Origin of the sequence: Palaeococcus ferrophilus DSM 13482, assembly GCF_000966265.1 — an archaeon.
Classification (GTDB): Archaea; Methanobacteriota_B; Thermococci; order Thermococcales; family Thermococcaceae; genus Palaeococcus; species Palaeococcus ferrophilus.
Genome location: NZ_LANF01000019.1, coordinates 166,046 through 181,510, shown reverse-complemented (window position 1 = coordinate 181,510; position 15,465 = coordinate 166,046). Strand labels below are relative to the sequence as shown.

General features: G+C 55.3%; 17 protein-coding genes. 9 read left to right on the top strand and 8 right to left on the bottom strand.

All coding sequences use genetic code 11. The features are described 5' to 3' along the window. The first annotated feature begins 183 nt into the window (after positions 1-183). Both PFER_RS10835 and PFER_RS10830 read left to right on the top strand, forming a co-directional pair. Entirely contained in the window at positions 184-1,437 is a 1,254-nt protein-coding gene (locus PFER_RS10835; RefSeq protein ID WP_048152193.1) for a serpin family protein, read from the top strand. 30 nt (positions 1,438-1,467) lie between these two features. Then, the gene (locus PFER_RS10830) at positions 1,468-2,211 is read left to right on the top strand and encodes an RlmF-related methyltransferase (protein WP_048152190.1); all 744 of its coding nucleotides are present in this window, start codon (positions 1,468-1,470) and stop codon (positions 2,209-2,211) included. Positions 2,212-2,326: 115 nt separating this feature from the next. On the opposite strand, the gene PFER_RS10825 is transcribed toward PFER_RS10830, so the two are convergent. Next, the gene (locus PFER_RS10825) at positions 2,327-3,784 is read right to left on the bottom strand and encodes a hypothetical protein (RefSeq protein ID WP_048152188.1); all 1,458 of its coding nucleotides are present in this window, start codon (positions 3,782-3,784) and stop codon (positions 2,327-2,329) included. Further along, complete coding sequence (locus tag PFER_RS10820; protein WP_048152185.1) at positions 3,784-4,974, bottom strand: class I SAM-dependent rRNA methyltransferase; 1,191 nt, start codon at positions 4,972-4,974, stop codon at positions 3,784-3,786. Before PFER_RS10820 ends, PFER_RS10825 begins: the two co-directional genes overlap by 1 nt. Positions 4,975-5,046: 72 nt before the next feature. On the opposite strand from PFER_RS10820, the gene PFER_RS10815 reads away from it, so the two are divergent. Beyond that, positions 5,047-5,355 (top strand): DUF5748 family protein, encoded by a 309-nt coding sequence (locus PFER_RS10815; protein WP_048152182.1) that lies wholly within the window; start codon positions 5,047-5,049, stop codon positions 5,353-5,355. 25 nt (positions 5,356-5,380) lie between these two features. Here PFER_RS10815 and PFER_RS10810 read toward each other — a convergent pair whose 3' ends face one another. From PFER_RS10810 to tsaA, 3 genes are all read right to left on the bottom strand, one after another. Beyond that, complete coding sequence (locus tag PFER_RS10810; protein ID WP_048152179.1) at positions 5,381-6,508, bottom strand: tripartite tricarboxylate transporter permease; 1,128 nt, start codon at positions 6,506-6,508, stop codon at positions 5,381-5,383. Then, positions 6,481-7,653, bottom strand: coding sequence for a hypothetical protein (locus PFER_RS10805; protein ID WP_048152176.1), 1,173 nt, complete (start codon positions 7,651-7,653; stop codon positions 6,481-6,483). The genes PFER_RS10810 and PFER_RS10805 overlap by 28 nt, the downstream gene beginning before the upstream one ends. Before the next feature lie 124 nt (positions 7,654-7,777). Then, positions 7,778-8,194 carry a tRNA (N6-threonylcarbamoyladenosine(37)-N6)-methyltransferase TrmO gene (gene tsaA / locus PFER_RS10800; RefSeq protein ID WP_245612553.1) on the bottom strand — a complete coding sequence of 139 codons (417 nt, stop codon included), beginning with the start codon at positions 8,192-8,194 and terminating at the stop codon, positions 7,778-7,780. Between the two features lie 250 nt (positions 8,195-8,444). On the opposite strand from tsaA, the gene PFER_RS10795 reads away from it, so the two are divergent. Together PFER_RS10795 and PFER_RS10790 are read left to right on the top strand one after the other, a co-directional pair. Further along, complete coding sequence (locus PFER_RS10795) at positions 8,445-9,176, top strand: hypothetical protein (protein WP_048152171.1); 732 nt, start codon at positions 8,445-8,447, stop codon at positions 9,174-9,176. Between the two features lie 12 nt (positions 9,177-9,188). Then, positions 9,189-9,545 carry a hypothetical protein gene (locus tag PFER_RS10790; RefSeq protein ID WP_048152169.1) on the top strand — a complete coding sequence of 119 codons (357 nt, stop codon included), beginning with the start codon at positions 9,189-9,191 and terminating at the stop codon, positions 9,543-9,545. Between the two features lie 16 nt (positions 9,546-9,561). Here PFER_RS10790 and PFER_RS10785 read toward each other — a convergent pair whose 3' ends face one another. The 3 genes from PFER_RS10785 to PFER_RS10775 form a co-directional block, all read right to left on the bottom strand. Next, positions 9,562-10,827: an adenosylhomocysteinase gene (locus PFER_RS10785; protein WP_048152167.1), complete on the bottom strand. Its 1,266-nt coding sequence runs from the start codon at positions 10,825-10,827 to the stop codon at positions 9,562-9,564. A 61-nt stretch (positions 10,828-10,888) separates the two neighbouring features. Continuing rightward, positions 10,889-11,320: a UPF0179 family protein gene (locus PFER_RS10780; RefSeq protein WP_048152165.1), complete on the bottom strand. Its 432-nt coding sequence runs from the start codon at positions 11,318-11,320 to the stop codon at positions 10,889-10,891. A gap of 27 nt (positions 11,321-11,347) precedes the next feature. Beyond that, positions 11,348-12,388, bottom strand: a complete 1,041-nt coding sequence (locus PFER_RS10775) for an NAD(P)-dependent glycerol-1-phosphate dehydrogenase (RefSeq protein ID WP_048152163.1) — start codon at positions 12,386-12,388, stop codon at positions 11,348-11,350. 104 nt (positions 12,389-12,492) lie between these two features. Here PFER_RS10775 and PFER_RS10770 point away from each other — a divergent pair, with 104 nt between their 5' ends. The 4 genes from PFER_RS10770 to PFER_RS10755 are packed head-to-tail and all read left to right on the top strand — an operon-like array spanning position 12,493 to position 15,344. Next, positions 12,493-13,299: a DUF63 family protein gene (locus tag PFER_RS10770; protein WP_048152160.1), complete on the top strand. Its 807-nt coding sequence runs from the start codon at positions 12,493-12,495 to the stop codon at positions 13,297-13,299. A 2-nt stretch (positions 13,300-13,301) separates the two neighbouring features. Next, positions 13,302-14,069, top strand: coding sequence for a bifunctional fructose-bisphosphatase/inositol-phosphate phosphatase (locus tag PFER_RS10765; protein WP_048152156.1), 768 nt, complete (start codon positions 13,302-13,304; stop codon positions 14,067-14,069). 23 nt (positions 14,070-14,092) lie between these two features. Further along, positions 14,093-14,995, top strand: coding sequence for a 4-hydroxy-tetrahydrodipicolinate synthase (gene dapA, locus PFER_RS10760; RefSeq protein WP_245612551.1), 903 nt, complete (start codon positions 14,093-14,095; stop codon positions 14,993-14,995). Positions 14,996-15,008: 13 nt separating this feature from the next. After that, on the top strand, positions 15,009-15,344 hold the full coding sequence (locus PFER_RS10755; RefSeq protein WP_281175732.1) for a zinc ribbon domain-containing protein: 336 nt from the start codon (positions 15,009-15,011) through the stop codon (positions 15,342-15,344). Positions 15,345-15,465: the final 121 nt, after the last annotated feature.

Sequence of the window (15,465 nt, the reverse complement as noted above, 5' to 3'; positions counted from 1 at the left end):
TATTCCTGCACATCAGCTGATAAGTGTTACTACAAAAAGTAACCAACCCTTAATCTGACCGATATCGTGTTCTACGGACTTTTCAGAAGAGAGGCCGATAGTGATGGCACACTTTGCTTCAAAACCGACTGAAGTCATCGCCATGTATTTATACTTTCCTTGCATAGTAATTCCGGTGAGGGCATGAGGCGTGCCGTCCTATTCGCGTTAATTCTAATCGTCCTCATCGGGGGATGCCTCGGTGGGGATGGTGGGACGCCAACAAGCAGCCCGGAGCCCCAATTCACGCCCCCGATGACGAAGTACGACGTTCTGGAGGAGGGGCAGGAGAAGCCGGTGGTTAAAGCGCTCAACGCCTTCGCCTTCGACCTCTACCGCGAGCTGGCAAAGGATGATGACAACGTCTTCTTCTCCCCCTACAGCATCGAGGTCGCGCTGGCCATGGCCTACGAGGGGGCAAGGGGCGAAACCGCGGAGGGGATGGGAAGCGTCCTCCATCTTCCACTGGATGAGGATACGAGGTGGACGGGCTTCAGGTACCTGGTACTCTCCCTGAAAAGCCCCGAAGGCTCGCCCTTCATCCTCAGGAGCGCCAACGCCCTCTGGGTTCAGGAGGGATATCCACTGCGGGAGAAGTACCTATGGGTTGTGAGGGAGTTCTACCTCGGCGAGGTCAGGAAAGTTAACTTCCAGGGCGACCCGGAGGGGGCTGCAAAGGAGATAAACGAATGGGTGGAGAACCAGACGAACGGCAGGATTAGGGACATCGTGGGTAGACTAACTCCGGATACGAGGCTCATCCTGACGAACGCCATTTACTTCAAGGCCAACTGGTCCAGCAGGTTCGAGGCAATCAATACCCGGAACGAAACCTTCTACGCGCCTAACGAGACCGTCATCGTCCCCATGATGCATCAAACCGGAAGATTCCCCTACTTCGAAAACGACGACATTCAGGCCCTCGAGCTTCCCTACGAGGGCGAGAGGCTGAGCATGCTGATAATCCTGCCCAGGAAGGGCAAGTTTGAATTGGTGGAAGACAGCCTAAAAGCGGGGCTCATAGAATCCGCGCTGAAAAGCATGAAGCCCGAGAGCGTTGAGGTGATCATCCCGAAGTTCCAGTTTGAGAAGACCTACCGGCTCAGGGACGTTCTCATGGACATGGGGATGGAGAGGGCATTCACAAACGCCGACTTCTCGGGAATCTCCGATGGACCCCTCGCCATAAGCCAGGTCGTTCACAAGAGCTTCATAAGCGTCGCCGAGAACGGAACGGAGGCGGCTGCGGCCACCGCGGTCACGATGACCCTTAGTGCCCCCGTGGAGAAGGAGGAGCCCAAGATATTCAGAGCGGACCATCCGTTCATCTTCGTCATCTACGATAGAACGACCGGCGCGATGCTCTTCATGGGACGCTTAATGAATCCCAAGGGGTGAGCTTTTAAACCTCCCCTCCAAGTGTTTCCCATGCCAGCGTGGAAGGACGGAAAGCTCGGACTGCCGGTTAAAGAGGCCGTCAGGCTCTTCCCCGAGCTCGAAAAATACCTCGACGAGAGAGGAAGGCTCGACCTCTCGAACAGGGAAGCGAGGATACTCTACAACAGGGCGATAGCCAAGGCCGTCTTCGGGCTGGAGATAGAGTACCACCCGCGTGGTCTTGTGACCACCCCGGTTTCGCGCTACCTATTTCTCAAGACGTTTTTGAGGGGAGGCGAGAGGATTCTTGAGATTGGAACGGGGCACACGGCCATGATGGCACTCATGGCGGAGAAGCTCTTCAACTGCGACGTTACCGCGACGGAGCTCGACGAGGAGTTCTTCGAGTACGCGCGTCGAAATATAGAGAGGAACGGGGCAAAGGTTAGGCTCATCAAGAGTAACGGTGGAATCATTAAGGGTGTCATCCTCAAAGGTGAGAGGTTCGACGCAATCTTCTCGGCACCCCCCTACTACGAGGCCCCGACGAGGGGCGTTCTGACCGAGAGGGAAGGTGTCGGCGGGGGAAGGTACGGGGAAGGGTTCTCGGTGAGGCTGATCGAGGAGGCCCTTGACCACCTAAGGCCCGGCGGGAGGGTTGCGCTCTTCCTTCCGGACAAAGGAGCGTTGATAGAGGAAATATCCGAAAGGGGAAAAGAACTCGGCTACTCCGTTAGGGACGTCAAGTTCAAAGTGGGGACGCGGTGGAGACACAGTTTAATCCTGAGCCTCTAAGCAAAAAGCCTCTTATACTTCCGCACCGAGAGGCTAACGGCGGGGGCAGATGAGGAGAATGCACCTCCACTGACCCCGGCGTGGATGGGGAGACGCCCACGGGCCGATGCTCCCGCTAGTCTTCTCTCCAGAGCAGGACCAGGATGAAAGCCTCAAGGACGAGGAAAGCATAGCCGAGAAGCGGGCCGAGGAAGCGGTGTGTGAACCTCAGGAGGAGCGCGGGGGTGTTTACGAGCAGGGCCGCGAGGCCAAATATCACGAGGTTGTCCCCTATTGTCAAATAGGCGGGCATGAACGTGTACTCCCCCTTCGCTCCCCTCGTGAGCCAGAGCGTCATGAACTTGGCCATCAGCAGGTTGGAGAGAACCCCGAAGAGCGCGAGGTAGGGAAGGGTGGAGGCACCGTTGTAGCGGGCCACCGCGAGTCCGACGAGAAGGGATGGCGTGTAGAGGAGGGCCACCGTAAGGGACTTGGCGTTTCTGAAATCCTTCTCAGTGAGGGGGAGGGAGAAGAGGAACCAGCCACTCTTGTGCTCCTCAATGAGGAGAACCTGCGTGTTGAGCGCCTCCATGAGGGCCGTGCTCCCCACGATGAGCGTCCACGTAACGGGGTCGCCCCTTTCGAGAAAGACCATCGGGAGCAGAAAGACCACGGGGAGGAGGGTTATGAAGAGGGACGAGGTTCTACGGGAGGCGAGCTTGAGGTCTTTGAGGACGAGCGCTCCCATGGATGAGGTCGGTGAGGCTTTGAACTCTCCCCCGGTTTTCCCGGTGTAAACTCCCTCGATGAGCCTGCGCTCTACGAGAAGGTTGGCGAGGGCGAAGAGGGCCACCGAGAGGGTCAGGTAAGCGCCCAACGGCGGCCATCTAATGATCCCCTCAACCGCGTAGTATACGCTGAGGCTCTGAACGACTGGGAAGAGGTAGGAAGAGAGCTTAAGGGCCGTTATCCCCGTGAAGGCCTGGGGGAACAGTATGCCGTAGAATATGAAGAGCATCACCGCGAGCCCCGCAGTGCCGAGGCCAAGGAGTCTAAGAAAGGCCCACAGCGGGCTTCTTTTCTTCATCCTGAAGGCTAGAAGGGCAAAGAAAGCACCTATGGCGTAGCCGAGGAATATGGAGACGGCGCTCCAGAGGAGCTCGACGATGAAGACCTCGAACCCGTAGGAGAGTCCCTGCCAGTAGAAGGGGAGCATCATGAAGAGGAGGGGCGAGGCGTAGTAGAGGAGCCACGCCCTGAAGGGAAGGAGGGTTAGGCGCAGGGGATGGCTCAGGAGGGGAGCGAGCGCTCTTGTTTTACCGAGGGCGTGGAGGAACTCCACCGCGAGGAGCGCCGAGAGCAGGAGCATGAAGACGAGCATGGATGCCACTATGGATGTGAAGACCACCTCCCCGCCGCCGAGAAGTTTCTCTGCCCTCAGAAAGATGAGGGAGAAGATCAGAAAAACGGCCGACGCGAAGGCAAGCTGAAGGAGCGGCGTCCTCCGTATAAGCCGGCGAAACCTCTCGTCGTCCATCCTCGACAGGTTGTGCCTCAGCTCGTGGAAGAGGACCTCCCTCACCAGGATGTCCATTATTTCGCCTCCTCCACGTAAAAGAAGAGGGCCTTGAGGTACTCGGTGTCCTTGGAGGCCATGAGTATCGGATGGTCCGGCGCCTGCGTCCTGTAGGGCTCGAGGAGCTTGAGGAACTTTCCGGCCTTTGCAGCCGCCGCTATGATCATGTCTTTGAAGAGCTGCATGTCCACGTGCTGGGAGCAGGAGGCCGTAACCAGTATTCCTCCCTCCTTAACGAGCCTCAAACCGGAGTAGTTGACGTTGAAGTAAGCTCTTAATCCCCTCTTAAGATCCTTCTCGTGCTGGACGAAGGCTGGAGGATCGAGGATAACGATGTCGAACTTCTCCCCCCTCTTTATCATGTCCTCCATGACCTGGAAGGCGCTCCCCACGATGAACTCCATCCTCTCCTCGACGCCGTTCAGCTTTGCGTTCTCCCTCGCCATTTCTATGGCCTTTGGAGATTTGTCAACCGCCACGACCTCCTCAGCGCCTGAAACTGCTGCGTGGATTGCGAAGCCGCCGGTGTAGGTGAACACATCTAACACCCTCATTCCGGGCTTAACGTACTTTTCGAGGGCTATCCTGTTCTCCCTCTGGTCGAGGAAGAACCCCGTCTTCTGCCCGCGCATGTCCACTATGAACCTCGCCCGCCCCTCCTTGATGACAGTCCTGTACTTCTTCTTTCCAAGGAGAACCCTTTCCACCTCCGGAAGGCCTTCCCTCCTCCTTGCCCTCCCCGTGTTCTTCTCAAAGACGGTCTCTATCTCGGGCTCGGCCTCCATTATGGCCTCCGCCACGTCCATCTTGAAGCGCTCCATCCCCGCGCTGGAGATCTGGAGGGAGGCTATCTCGTTGAAGCGGTCAACTATGAGGCCCGGAAGGTAGTCGGCCTCGCCGTAGACCATTCGGTAGGCCTTATCATAGCCGAGAACCTTCTTCCGGTACTCGTTTGCCTTCCTTATCCTCTCGCGGAAGAGCTCTTTGTTAATATCCGTATCGGGGTCTTTCGTTACGAGCCTCACCATGATGTTGGAGTTCGGATTTGCGAAGCCCTTTCCGAGAAAGCGGCCCGCGCGCGTGTAAACCTCCACAACGTCGCCCGGCCTTATTGAGCCTTCAGTTCTCACCACCCCGGCTTTGAAAACTATCATCGCGCCCTTTCCAATGGCCCTCGCAGCCTGTGCATCCACGAACACCTTAGCCATCCTCTCACCCACCCCCCACTTGAGGCGATAGGTATTTAACCTTTGGGCCCGTATATGTTACCGGTGGTTTCTATGCACTTCGAGGTAATAAAGGAGTTCTTGGAGGATGTCGGGGCTGTGTATACAGAGCTTGATGGAGAAATCCACCTCGACCCCCAGACCTTCTTTGAGGTCTGGAAATACGTCGGGGAGCCCGACCTCGAGACATACTTCGTCGAGGACACCGTCGTGGAGCCCGGCTCCTACGACCCGCCCGAGATGAAGTACACTTCTGTGAAGAACGTTAAAATAAAGAAGGTGTATTTTGAGACCTTAGATGGAAAGAGGATTGTAACGGACTACTCCGAGTTTAGGAAGATCGCCGAAAGCCACAGGGCCTGAACTCTTTTGTTCCCCTTTGTCCTCTTCATTTTCCAAGCATTATAGGGAGCATGAGCACCCCCATGCAGTTTGTTCTCTTGACGCCAAGTTTTACGGCGCTCAGCCCTATCAGAGAGCCTGTCAAGAGCGTCAGGAGACCCAGAGACCCATCAAAATACAGCGATAGGAAAATCAGCATCAGGAGCGTTGAGATGTTCAGCTTCCTGTAGTCAAGGCGCGAGATTATGCGCAACAATGCCCGCGCCAGATGAATGCCGTAGAGGTTCACGAGGAACGCCACAAAGAGGGAAGCTACGAGAAGGGCCCTGAACTCGGCGGCGGCAAGGGGGTATTCGCGAAGGGCCACGAGAACGCCGTTTCTGGTTCGGCCAGTTAGGTAGAAGTTCGCAAGGGAGAGCACGAAGTTGGACGTGTTCACGGAGAAGGCCACGGTGAGGAAAGCCCTCTCGTCACGTGAGAAGAAAGTCGCCAGCATGGCCGCCTGCGAGGATGTGAACGCAGGAAACAGTGAAGCGGCACCCCCGAGAAGCGTCCCCAGAAAGGAATAAACAACAAACCGTGCCCGCGGCATGAGTATCTCCGTATCGTTCCCTTCAATCCTGCCTTCCCCGCTCAAAACTATCGTGGGGACGCCAAAGAGGCCCGCGAAGGCATGGTAGTAGGCCTGCTTCAGGGGCAGACCCTCGAGAAGAATGCCAAAGGCCCCGGATAGTAGAAAGACTGTAACCGCGGCCAGCCGCTTTACGCCCCTCTCCGTTGCCACGAGCAGAAAAAAGAGGAGGAAAACGAGGTACCTTCCCATCCCCTGCCGGTAGAGGGGGGCTATAAGGGCATAGAGGGGCAGAAAGGCCAGGGAAAACAGCACCGCCATCAGACTCGCCCTGAGGGCTATGGCCACCACCTCAAGCGCCCTCCCCTTGAGGGCAAGCCTGTGGGCGGGGAGAACGGCGAGCTCTGTGCCCTCATCGGGTACCCCTAAAAACGCCGAGGGAACCGCATCGAGGAACGTGTGGGTCAGCCCCATGGCGTAGAGCATAAGGAAAACCCCGAAGTCCACACCCCGGACGAGGGAGGAGAGCGTGTTCGTGTGTATTCCCGGGGTTATTCCCGTAACGCTTCCCCCGGCTATCCCGAGGAGGAGCTCGCCAAGCATACGTCCTCCCTTCCCCTCACCTCAAAGGCCGGCATCCCGCGATAGGTCGTGAACTCCCCAAAGGCCGTAACGCTATCGTTCTCCTTCACGGTGACCCCAAGACGCTTTGGGAGCTTCAGCAGGACCCAGCAGCCGTTTTCACTCACGTTTGCCAGTCCGAACCCGTTTTTGTACTCCCTCCCCCACTCAACCTTCCCAGCGATTTTAACCACCCCTTCCCGGGGGGAGCATATGGAGTTGGGGAGGGCCTCCCGCTTCACCACAACGGTGTAGTCGAGGGCGTAGAGTGAGTTTTCCCTCCTCAGGGCCCGGAACTTTATAACATCCCCCACGCGGGCGCGGGCGTTGTAGAGCCTTAAATCCGTGCAGTTGAGCCTCAGGAAGCGCGAGGAGGAGATCACGGCACACGTGGATGCTGCCACCTCCCCCACCTTCTCCTCCCCCAGGGGTCTCTCCAGGGGCTCACCGAGCCTCTCGACGTCCCCAATATCCTCCACATACACGGTCAGCACGGAGCGGAGCGCGGCTATACCCCTAACCCTAACGCGCTCGCCCGTGGAGAGGCTTAAGCCGTAGGGCAGGTAAACCCTAACCTCCTCGTCGCTCCAGAGGGTTGCGGGGTTTCCGCCGTAGAGAACGGTGCCGCTGAGCTCGAAGGGGTAGCCGTCCGTGGGTTCCTTTGGCTTCTCCAAGTCCTTCCACTCGAGGGGAAAGAGAGTGGAACCGTACAGGAGCCCTTTGATTACCACGAGGTGCCCATCCTCCCCGATGGGCCTGCTGAGCTTTAACTTTCCCCCTTCGGTTATAAGGCGCCCCTTCCACAGCGCGCCCTCGAACGTCTCGAGGGGGAACCCCGGTTCGCTTTCGTTCACCTCAAGTGGCCTCAACCAGCTTTCACCAGAGAGCTTCCCCCTCACGGTGTAGACCTTCCCCACCTCGAGCCGCCGGGAAAGCCTTACATCATCACTCCCATTGAAGAGCACGGAAAAGCTGCCGTTGTACACGCAGAGGCCGTTGAAGACGACAATGTCCCCCTCTTCCGCCGTGCTGAGCGTTTTAGGTGGTACGTCCTCCCCCACCGCATAAAGCAGGCCGAGTGAGGCGATTGCCATTATAACGAATATCACTCCGGATTTGTTGACCATGATTTAACGTAAAAAGCGAACTTTTTAAAATTTTCGGAATTAAAGAGGGCAGAGGAAATCCAATGGGCCAGCTCCCTTTGGCCCTTTCAAGAGCCCAATCGAAAAGATGAGGGCCTTTAAGAGTTCACTCCCCAACAGTCTTCTCCGGACAGTCGAACCTCGCTACAAAGGGCTTTATGTCGGCGACCGGCGTTCCATCATGTGCGTCAATCCAGTCTATGTAGAGCCGGTTTCCTTCGACGCTGTGTATCCGGACGGTGTAGAGCGCTATGGGGTTGGGCCTGACGGGCGAGCGCGTGGCAAAAACGCCCCTAAGGGGGTTCTCCGGATCTCCCCGCGGGTGGACTTTGAGGGTTCTCCTTTTCTCGGGCGTGTCGCTAAGATGGAACCAGAGGATAAGCTTTATCCAGTCGCCCTCTCGAAGACCTTCAATGGCTTCTCTGAACTCCGGGAGGATTTCGATGAATGTCTCTTGAAGCTCCTCGTCCTTTCTCACGTAGCCGACTGGAGTGATTTTGAAGGGCTCAAACTCCATAGGCATCACTGTGAATGTAGTTTAAAAACCCCAAACACTTTTCACTGCCACCACTTCAGGGGCTGCCCACTTGCTTATAGCGGCCACGGAGAGATTGTGTTTTCACTATAAGAGCGTTTTGATGTGGTCGAAATTGGTCATTACGATAGTAAATCCGATTAAAAATAAACTCCCAAAATCCAGACTTATTTCAAGCGAAAGTGTTATATATGATGGGTGAAAAAATTCTAATGCAAAATCTTGTTGGGGGGGGTCGATGCGGAGGCGTGCACTGCTGGCCGTATTTGTGATCTTCCTTATTGTTGGAGCGTATGGAGCATACGTGGTCAGCTACCCCAAGTACCCGGAAGTTGAAGGCTGTGTGAACCCGTTTAAGGCTGTTAAACCTGTCAATAATGTCGAAGAGAATTTTTCTAAGGTTCATGTATTCTTCAAGCTGGCAATGAGCAGGGACTTCCGGAAGCTGGCAAAACCTTGGCAGGTAGATTACTCCCACGTCAAGATTGTAAAACACACTCTTGAGTACAATGGAGAGAATATAACAATGCTCGCCATGGGAATCCCACTGAAGGACAAGAAGCATGTCATAGCCCTCTACGAGTTCTCAAAGCCGGTGCAAGGGGTGAAAGTAAGAGGATACCTAATTGAACTTTCTCAGGGTAAACTGAGACCTAAATTGGTAAGCGTGAATGGAGGCAAGCTCACAGTATTAAGTAGTTGTAGACATAAATGCACCAGCAACTCAGATTGTTCATATCCCCGAGAATTCTGTACCGAATATTGCTGTTCCTATAACAGGAATTACGCAATTGATTGTTGTGTTAATGCTGGACGGTGTGGGTTAGTATGTGGTGCAGGAGCAACAATATGTCTGATAAATCCGATAGGATGTCTAGTATGTACTGCTTGCGTAGTTGCAAATTGCTATTTCTGTATCGAAGAAAGTTGTCTCGAGTGGGGCACTGGGTGCGAGTATCATGGAGCTTAGAGGTGAAGGCCAATGGAGGCCAAAAAGCTTGCACTCGGAATGTTGTTTGTTGTTTTTCTAATGATTTTCACATCTCATGCAGGAATAGTTACCGGTGACTTCTGGAATGACCCTATACGCGGTATCTTAAAAGGCCTCTTCATGGGTTTCAGTGTGCTGGTGATCCCATTTATTGTGACTGCAAGTCTAATAAAGCGAACTTCCCTTTACGCTGCAATATTCGCGGCTGCTAGTGTGGAATTACTGCTGGCCGTTACCATGGTTGTGCTTGGACATATGCAGTATTCCAGAGTGCTCCTTGAAGCTGTCGTCATTGGTCTCCCTGGTGGAATACTAATCGCATGGGTCGCCAGTCAAAACAAATTCTGAAAATGGAAAAGAAAAATCACGTCCCGTGCTCCCAGCTGGCCAGATAGCGCCTCTGCTCCTCCGTGAGCTCCTCAATATTAATCCCCATCGAGGCGAGCTTGATCCTCGCCACCATCTCGTCTATCTCCCTCGGGAGGACGTAGACCTTTGGCTCAAGCCTTCCGCGGTTCTCCTTGATGTATTCTGCCGCCTTCGCCTGGAGGGCAAAGCTCATGTCCATTATCTCCGCGGGGTGACCGTCCGCAGCCGCTAAATTCACCAGCCTGCCCTCGGCTAAGAGGTACAGTCTCCTTCCATCGGCCATCTTGTACTCCGTGATGTTCGGCCTCGGCTCGTTTATCTCAACCGCGAGGGCCTCAAGGTCGGGCTTGGAAATCTCCACATCGAAGTGGCCGGCGTTGGCCATTATAACTCCGTCCTTCATGACCTCGAAGTGCTCTCTGCGTATGCAGTTGATATCTCCGGTCGAGGTCACAAAGATGTCGCCTACCTTCGCCGCTTCCATCATGTTCATGACGAGGAAGCCGTCCATTCTAGCTTCAAGGGCCCTTATCGGGTCAACCTCGACGACGATAACAGTTGCCCCCAGTCCGCGGGCGCGCATGGCTATGCCCCTTCCGCACCAGCCGTAGCCGACAACGACGACGTTTTTACCAGCCACCAGGAGGTTCGTCGTCCTTATTATGCCGTCCCAAGTGGACTGTCCCGTCCCGTAGCGGTTGTCGAAGAGGTATTTGGTGTAGGAATCGTTCACGGCTATGATCGGGAACTTCAGAACGCCGTCCTTCTCCATGGCGCGGAGCCTTATGACGCCGGTTGTGGTCTCTTCGCTCGCGCCCCAGAGGTCAGGGATGAGCTCCCCCCTCTCCTTGAGAACGGTTGAAACCATGTCTGCTCCATCGTCTATGATGATGTTCGGCCTGATGTCAAGGGCCTTGTGCATGAACTCGTAGTACTGTTCCCTGTCCTCTCCTCTAATCGCGTAGACCTTGACGCCTGCCTTCGCAAGGGCAGCGACAACGTCATCCTGCGTACTCAGCGGGTTGCTCGCGGCCGCTGAAACCTCGGCTCCGGCCGCTTTGAGCGTTAGGAGGAGAAAGGCCGTCTTCATCTCAAGGTGGAGCGTTGCCGCTATCCGGACTCCCTTGAAAGGCCTCCTCTTCTCAAAATCGGCCCTGATGCTTTGGAGAACGGGCATGAAGCGGGAGACCCAGTCTATCTTTTTCTCCCCGCTCGGCGCTAACGAGATGTCCTTAACGCAGTAATCCTTCGTGCAGTTCATAACCTTCACCGAGAAAAGCTGGGAGGGAAAATTAAAAAGGTTGCCGGTTACGGCAGAAGGGTTACTCTTCCTTCTCCCTCATGACGCGGGCTATCTTGTAGTGCTTCCCGCCGCACTCGATGTCGCCGACGAGCTCGACTATCTTAACCGTGTCCCCCTCAAAGAGGCCTTCCGGCCTTATCACTTCCCTCTTATCCTCATCATTACAGTTAACAAAGGAGAGGCGCATCTTAGAGCCAACGATGGCGTAGCGCGGTTCGATAGCTATGTCTATGGCCGGCTCGACGACGTCAACGACCCTGACCTTCCCCTCGTGTAGGGGACACGAGTGCTCTATGTTGCGTATCCTCACCACCTTGTAGCGCCTTCCCTTTTCGAGGTTTCCAACGCAGACCCTTGCGAGCTTGCACGTCCTGCAGGGGTCAGCCGGGCCGTAGAAAATGAACTCGACTCCCGGCTTTGCAAGTTTTTCCCCAACCAGAGTGACCACCATTTTAAACACCTCCGTGAACGATGATAGTCATATTACTCCCGTTATTCTTGCGGCTTTTTCTGCCGCTTCCCATGTGAGGCCGTCCCGGCCGAGTATTGTGTAGCGCTCTGGCCTTATGGTGTGTGCAATCGTGAGGGCCTTCACTATGTACTCGGGCTCAATACCGAGTTCGTAGGCGTTCGTTGGGGCCCTTACCTTCCTCAGGGTGTCCCTTATGCGCTCCCACTTGAGGCCGTGGAGGTAGGCGGTTATTATCGTGCCCACCCCCGTCTGCTCCCCATGGAGGGCAGGTTTTGGTGCTATGGCATCGAGCGCATGACTGAAGAGGTGTTCCGCACCGCTGGCCGGTCTTGAAGAACCTGCTATGCTCATTGCGACGCTGCTCGAGATGAGGCCCTTCACCACTTTCCTTACGGACTCCTCGTTGCCGAGGCGTATTATGTCGGCGTTTTTTATTATCATCTTGGCGCTCATGAGAGAGAGCGAAGCGGCGTATTCGCTGTAGTACTCTCCCCTGATGCGGTGGGCGAGCTGCCAGTCCCTGACGGCCGTTAGGTTGCTTATTATGTCACCCACTCCCGCGGCCAGAAAACGATAGGGCGCTGTCTTAATAACCTTAACGTCCGCTATGACCGCTATGGGCGGGCGGGCCTTGACGGAGGTTTTCGCCCCTAAATCCTTTATGGAGGCGTTCGCGCTCGCTATTCCGTCGTGGGACGCTGTCGTTGGGAAACTTACGAATGGTATGTCCGCGCGGTAGGAGGCGAGTTTCGCAACGTCTATCACACTTCCCCCGCCGACCGCCACGGCCCAGTTTATCGCGGCCTCTTTTATCAGCATCTCCGTCCTCCTTATCTCCTCCATAGAGGCCTCCCGTATTTCAACGTGGGTTACGTTGTAGGCTCCCTCGAGGTTTTCCTCCACTTCTCTTCCGGCTATTTCCTTGGTTTTCGGCCCGTAGAGAACGAGAGCGTTTTCTCCCAACTTGAGCCTTCTCGCAACCTCACCAACCCTGTCCTTCAGGTTCTCGCCGAGAAGGACCTCCCTGGGAAGCTCCATTAAGTGCATGAGCATCACCTCTTATTCCTACGCCCTCAGACCTTAAAAAATAATTGGCTTCACCCGTAGGAAAAGCATTTAACCCTCCCACTCCTATATGGGCTGGTGATAGAATGGGAGCTTGGGAAGTCTTCCAGAGGTACTTCGTGGACCCGATAAAGTACAACGAAGGCTACAACACAGTCAACACGCTCACCTACGCCGTAATCCTCGGGCTGGCCGCCCTTGGGGTGTACAAAATCCTCAAGAGGCTGGGCATAAAGTATGATAAGGCGTTTTTCAGGGCCCTCATCCCCTACATGATTCTCGGTGCCTTTGGACGGGCCCTCACCGACGCGGGCATAATCCCGAGGACGTACCTCACCGTAACGCCGGGGATATACATCTCAACCTTCATAATAACGTTCTCAGCACTCCTCATAACCCACAGGGCATTTGAGGACTGGAGAAGGGCCTTCCTCTACACCGGCTGGACACTCGTCGGCGTCGAGTTCATCCTCCTCCTGTCCCACCTCGACAAGATAGAGTTCAACACGAGGGTGCTCCTCTACTTCGTGCCCCTGGCATCCATCGCGCTGGCCGTGATTTACTTCCTCTCAAGGGAGTTTCCGCTCATCGAGAGAAACAGCTACCTCTTTTACGCCCACTTCTACGACGCAACGACCACCTTCGTTGGGGTTGACTTCCTGGGCTACTGGGAGCAGCACGTGCTCCCGCGCTACCTCATAGACCTCACGGGGACGGCCGCGGTCATGTACCTCCTCAAGTTCACCGTTCTGGCGGTGGCCCTCTACCTGATGGACGAGATAGAGGAGACCGAAGCCGACAGGGAACTCATGGACTTCATAAAGACGGTGATGTTCATACTGGGCTTCGCCCCCGGGACGAGGAACCTGCTCAGAATGCTTATGGGGGTGTGAGTATGGAGTGGAACGAAATCTCTCTTGAGCTCGCAAAGGAGGTTGAAAAGGCAGTAATGCCGCTCTTCGGTACAAAAAAGGCGGCCAGAACCGTGGGAAGGAGCCCAAGTGGGGACGTGACGAAGTTCGTGGACAGTGTGGCGGAGAACGTAATACTCAACCGGCTTTCGCCTCTCGGGGTGAACATCGTTAGCGAGGAAGTGGGTACCATCACGGGCGAGAGTGAGTACACTGTGGTGGTTGACCCCATTGACGGCTCCTACAACTTCGTGAGCGGCATTCCCATCTTTGCATTCAGCTTCGCGGTATTCAAAAACGAGAATCCCCTCTACGGCATGATATACGAGTTCGTAACGGGCAACGTTTACGAGGCCATCGCCGGGGAGGGCGCCTACTTGAACGGGGAGAGGATACGCGTGAGGAAGGCCGAGGAAGGTAAGTATGCGCTGAGCTTCTACACCCGCGGTTGGGGACTGGAACTCATAAAGCGGGTAAAGAGAACGCGCGTTCTGGGGGCTGTGGCTCTCGAGCTAGCCTATCTCGCGAGGGGAGCTATTGACGGGGTTCTCGACATTAGAAACTACGTCAGGCCGACGGACATAGCCGCAGGGGTGCTCATAGCGAGGGAAGCCGGGGCCATAGTGATGGACACCGAGGGGAAAGAGCTAAGGTTCTCGCTCAGCGCCGAGGAAAAGGGAAACATAATAGCGGTGAACGATGAGAGGGTCCTCAAGGTCGTGCTGGACTCTCTAAAGCAAAACACTTTTTAACTTTCTCCGCGTTTTATTTTCAGGTGTTGCCGTTGCTTGAGGGAATACTCGTTCCCCACGTTACCCCCTTCCGCGAGGATGAGAGCGTCAATGATGAGGCCCTTGGAGAGCTCGTTGAGTACTTCATCTTCTCGGGAGTTTCGGGACTCGTAACCCTCGGAAGCAACGGCGAATTCCCCTACCTCTCACGGGAGGAGAGGCTTCACGTTATTAAAACGGTTCTTGAGAGCGTTAACGGCCGCGTTCCAGTTATAGCGGGCACGGCTTACCCGTCCACGAAGGAAACCGTGGAGTTCTCGTGGGAGGCGTGGGACCTCGGGGTTGATGCCCTCCTCATAGCTCCCCCGTTCTACTTCAAGCCCTCCCCGAGGGAGATTTACCACCACTACTCGAGGATCGCCGAAAGCGTTGACGCCCCTATAGTGCTCTACAACGTGCCCAAGTTCACGGGCTATAACATCCCCCTTGATGTCATACAGGCCCTCGCCGAGGAGCACTCCAACATAATAGCCATAAAGGACTCGAGTGGTGAAGTGTCGAGGATAGCGGAACTCGTGAGGCGGCTTGGGGATGAGGTGAGCGTTCTCGCTGGGACGGGAGACATGATTTTCCCGGCGCTTAGTCTCGGCGCCCAGGGGGCGGTTGTGGCCATAGCCAACGTGGCCCCGAGGATGTGCGTTGAGCTCTACAGGGCCTTCACGGAGAACCAGCTCGAGAGGGCCAGAAAGCTCCAGCTCAAGCTCAACCTCCTCAACGAGGTTCTCGTGAAGAGCCACAACCAGCTGAGCGCGATAAAAGAAGCCATGAGGCTCCTCGGGCTTGAGGTAGGGTACCCAAGAAGCCCAACGCTACCCCTCTCCGAGGAGGAGTTCCTCGAGGTGGAGAGGGTTCTGACTTTCTCTTTTAACAAGCCTCGCCCTTTTTAGGGCGGGGTAGAGAATTCTAAAAATCAGCCTCAAATCAGGAGGTATTGTGGTTAAGCTCGTTGATGAGGCTTTCACTTCTCAGGTTTGCCCTCTCTGTGGCCAACGCCATAAGAATGCTCGCTTTGTTAGAGGTTTGTTTAAGTGCCATAGGGAGGGTGTCGTTATGAATGCTGAGTTGGTTGGTGCTTTCAATATTTTGAAAAAAGCCATAGGAAGCATAACCCCGAGCCTTCCAGCTTTAGCTGGGGGTAGGGGTAATGGGGGTATGGCCACCCCAGAGGAGTTCGAAGAACCCAACGTAAATTGGGTTCTAATGAAGACCCCTCGAACCTCTCCGCCCTTGGGGTAGGGGTTTCCTCTGTGAAAACCCCATCCTTTAGGGCGAGGAGGAGGTCATGGAGATAGGTCTCTTCTGATTGCCACTTTCATGGCAAAACGTCCAAGGGTTAAGCTTAAGAAGTGGACTATTG

What these genes read in the sequence shown, in the direction of transcription:
- PFER_RS10835 (WP_048152193.1), top strand. Translation starts at nt 184, where the DNA reads ATGAGGCGTGCCGTCCTATTCGCGTTAATTCTAATCGTCCTCATCGGG.
- PFER_RS10830 (WP_048152190.1), top strand. Translation starts at nt 1,468, where the DNA reads ATGCCAGCGTGGAAGGACGGAAAGCTCGGACTGCCGGTTAAAGAGGCC.
- PFER_RS10825 (WP_048152188.1), bottom strand. Translation starts at nt 3,784, where the DNA reads ATGGACATCCTGGTGAGGGAGGTCCTCTTCCACGAGCTGAGGCACAAC.
- PFER_RS10820 (WP_048152185.1), bottom strand. Translation starts at nt 4,974, where the DNA reads ATGGCTAAGGTGTTCGTGGATGCACAGGCTGCGAGGGCCATTGGAAAG.
- PFER_RS10815 (WP_048152182.1), top strand. Translation starts at nt 5,047, where the DNA reads ATGCACTTCGAGGTAATAAAGGAGTTCTTGGAGGATGTCGGGGCTGTG.
- PFER_RS10810 (WP_048152179.1), bottom strand. Translation starts at nt 6,508, where the DNA reads ATGCTTGGCGAGCTCCTCCTCGGGATAGCCGGGGGAAGCGTTACGGGA.
- PFER_RS10805 (WP_048152176.1), bottom strand. Translation starts at nt 7,653, where the DNA reads ATGGTCAACAAATCCGGAGTGATATTCGTTATAATGGCAATCGCCTCA.
- tsaA (WP_245612553.1), bottom strand. Translation starts at nt 8,194, where the DNA reads ATGCCTATGGAGTTTGAGCCCTTCAAAATCACTCCAGTCGGCTACGTG.
- PFER_RS10795 (WP_048152171.1), top strand. Translation starts at nt 8,445, where the DNA reads ATGCGGAGGCGTGCACTGCTGGCCGTATTTGTGATCTTCCTTATTGTT.
- PFER_RS10790 (WP_048152169.1), top strand. Translation starts at nt 9,189, where the DNA reads ATGGAGGCCAAAAAGCTTGCACTCGGAATGTTGTTTGTTGTTTTTCTA.
- PFER_RS10785 (WP_048152167.1), bottom strand. Translation starts at nt 10,827, where the DNA reads ATGAACTGCACGAAGGATTACTGCGTTAAGGACATCTCGTTAGCGCCG.
- PFER_RS10780 (WP_048152165.1), bottom strand. Translation starts at nt 11,320, where the DNA reads ATGGTGGTCACTCTGGTTGGGGAAAAACTTGCAAAGCCGGGAGTCGAG.
- PFER_RS10775 (WP_048152163.1), bottom strand. Translation starts at nt 12,388, where the DNA reads ATGCACTTAATGGAGCTTCCCAGGGAGGTCCTTCTCGGCGAGAACCTG.
- PFER_RS10770 (WP_048152160.1), top strand. Translation starts at nt 12,493, where the DNA reads ATGGGAGCTTGGGAAGTCTTCCAGAGGTACTTCGTGGACCCGATAAAG.
- PFER_RS10765 (WP_048152156.1), top strand. Translation starts at nt 13,302, where the DNA reads ATGGAGTGGAACGAAATCTCTCTTGAGCTCGCAAAGGAGGTTGAAAAG.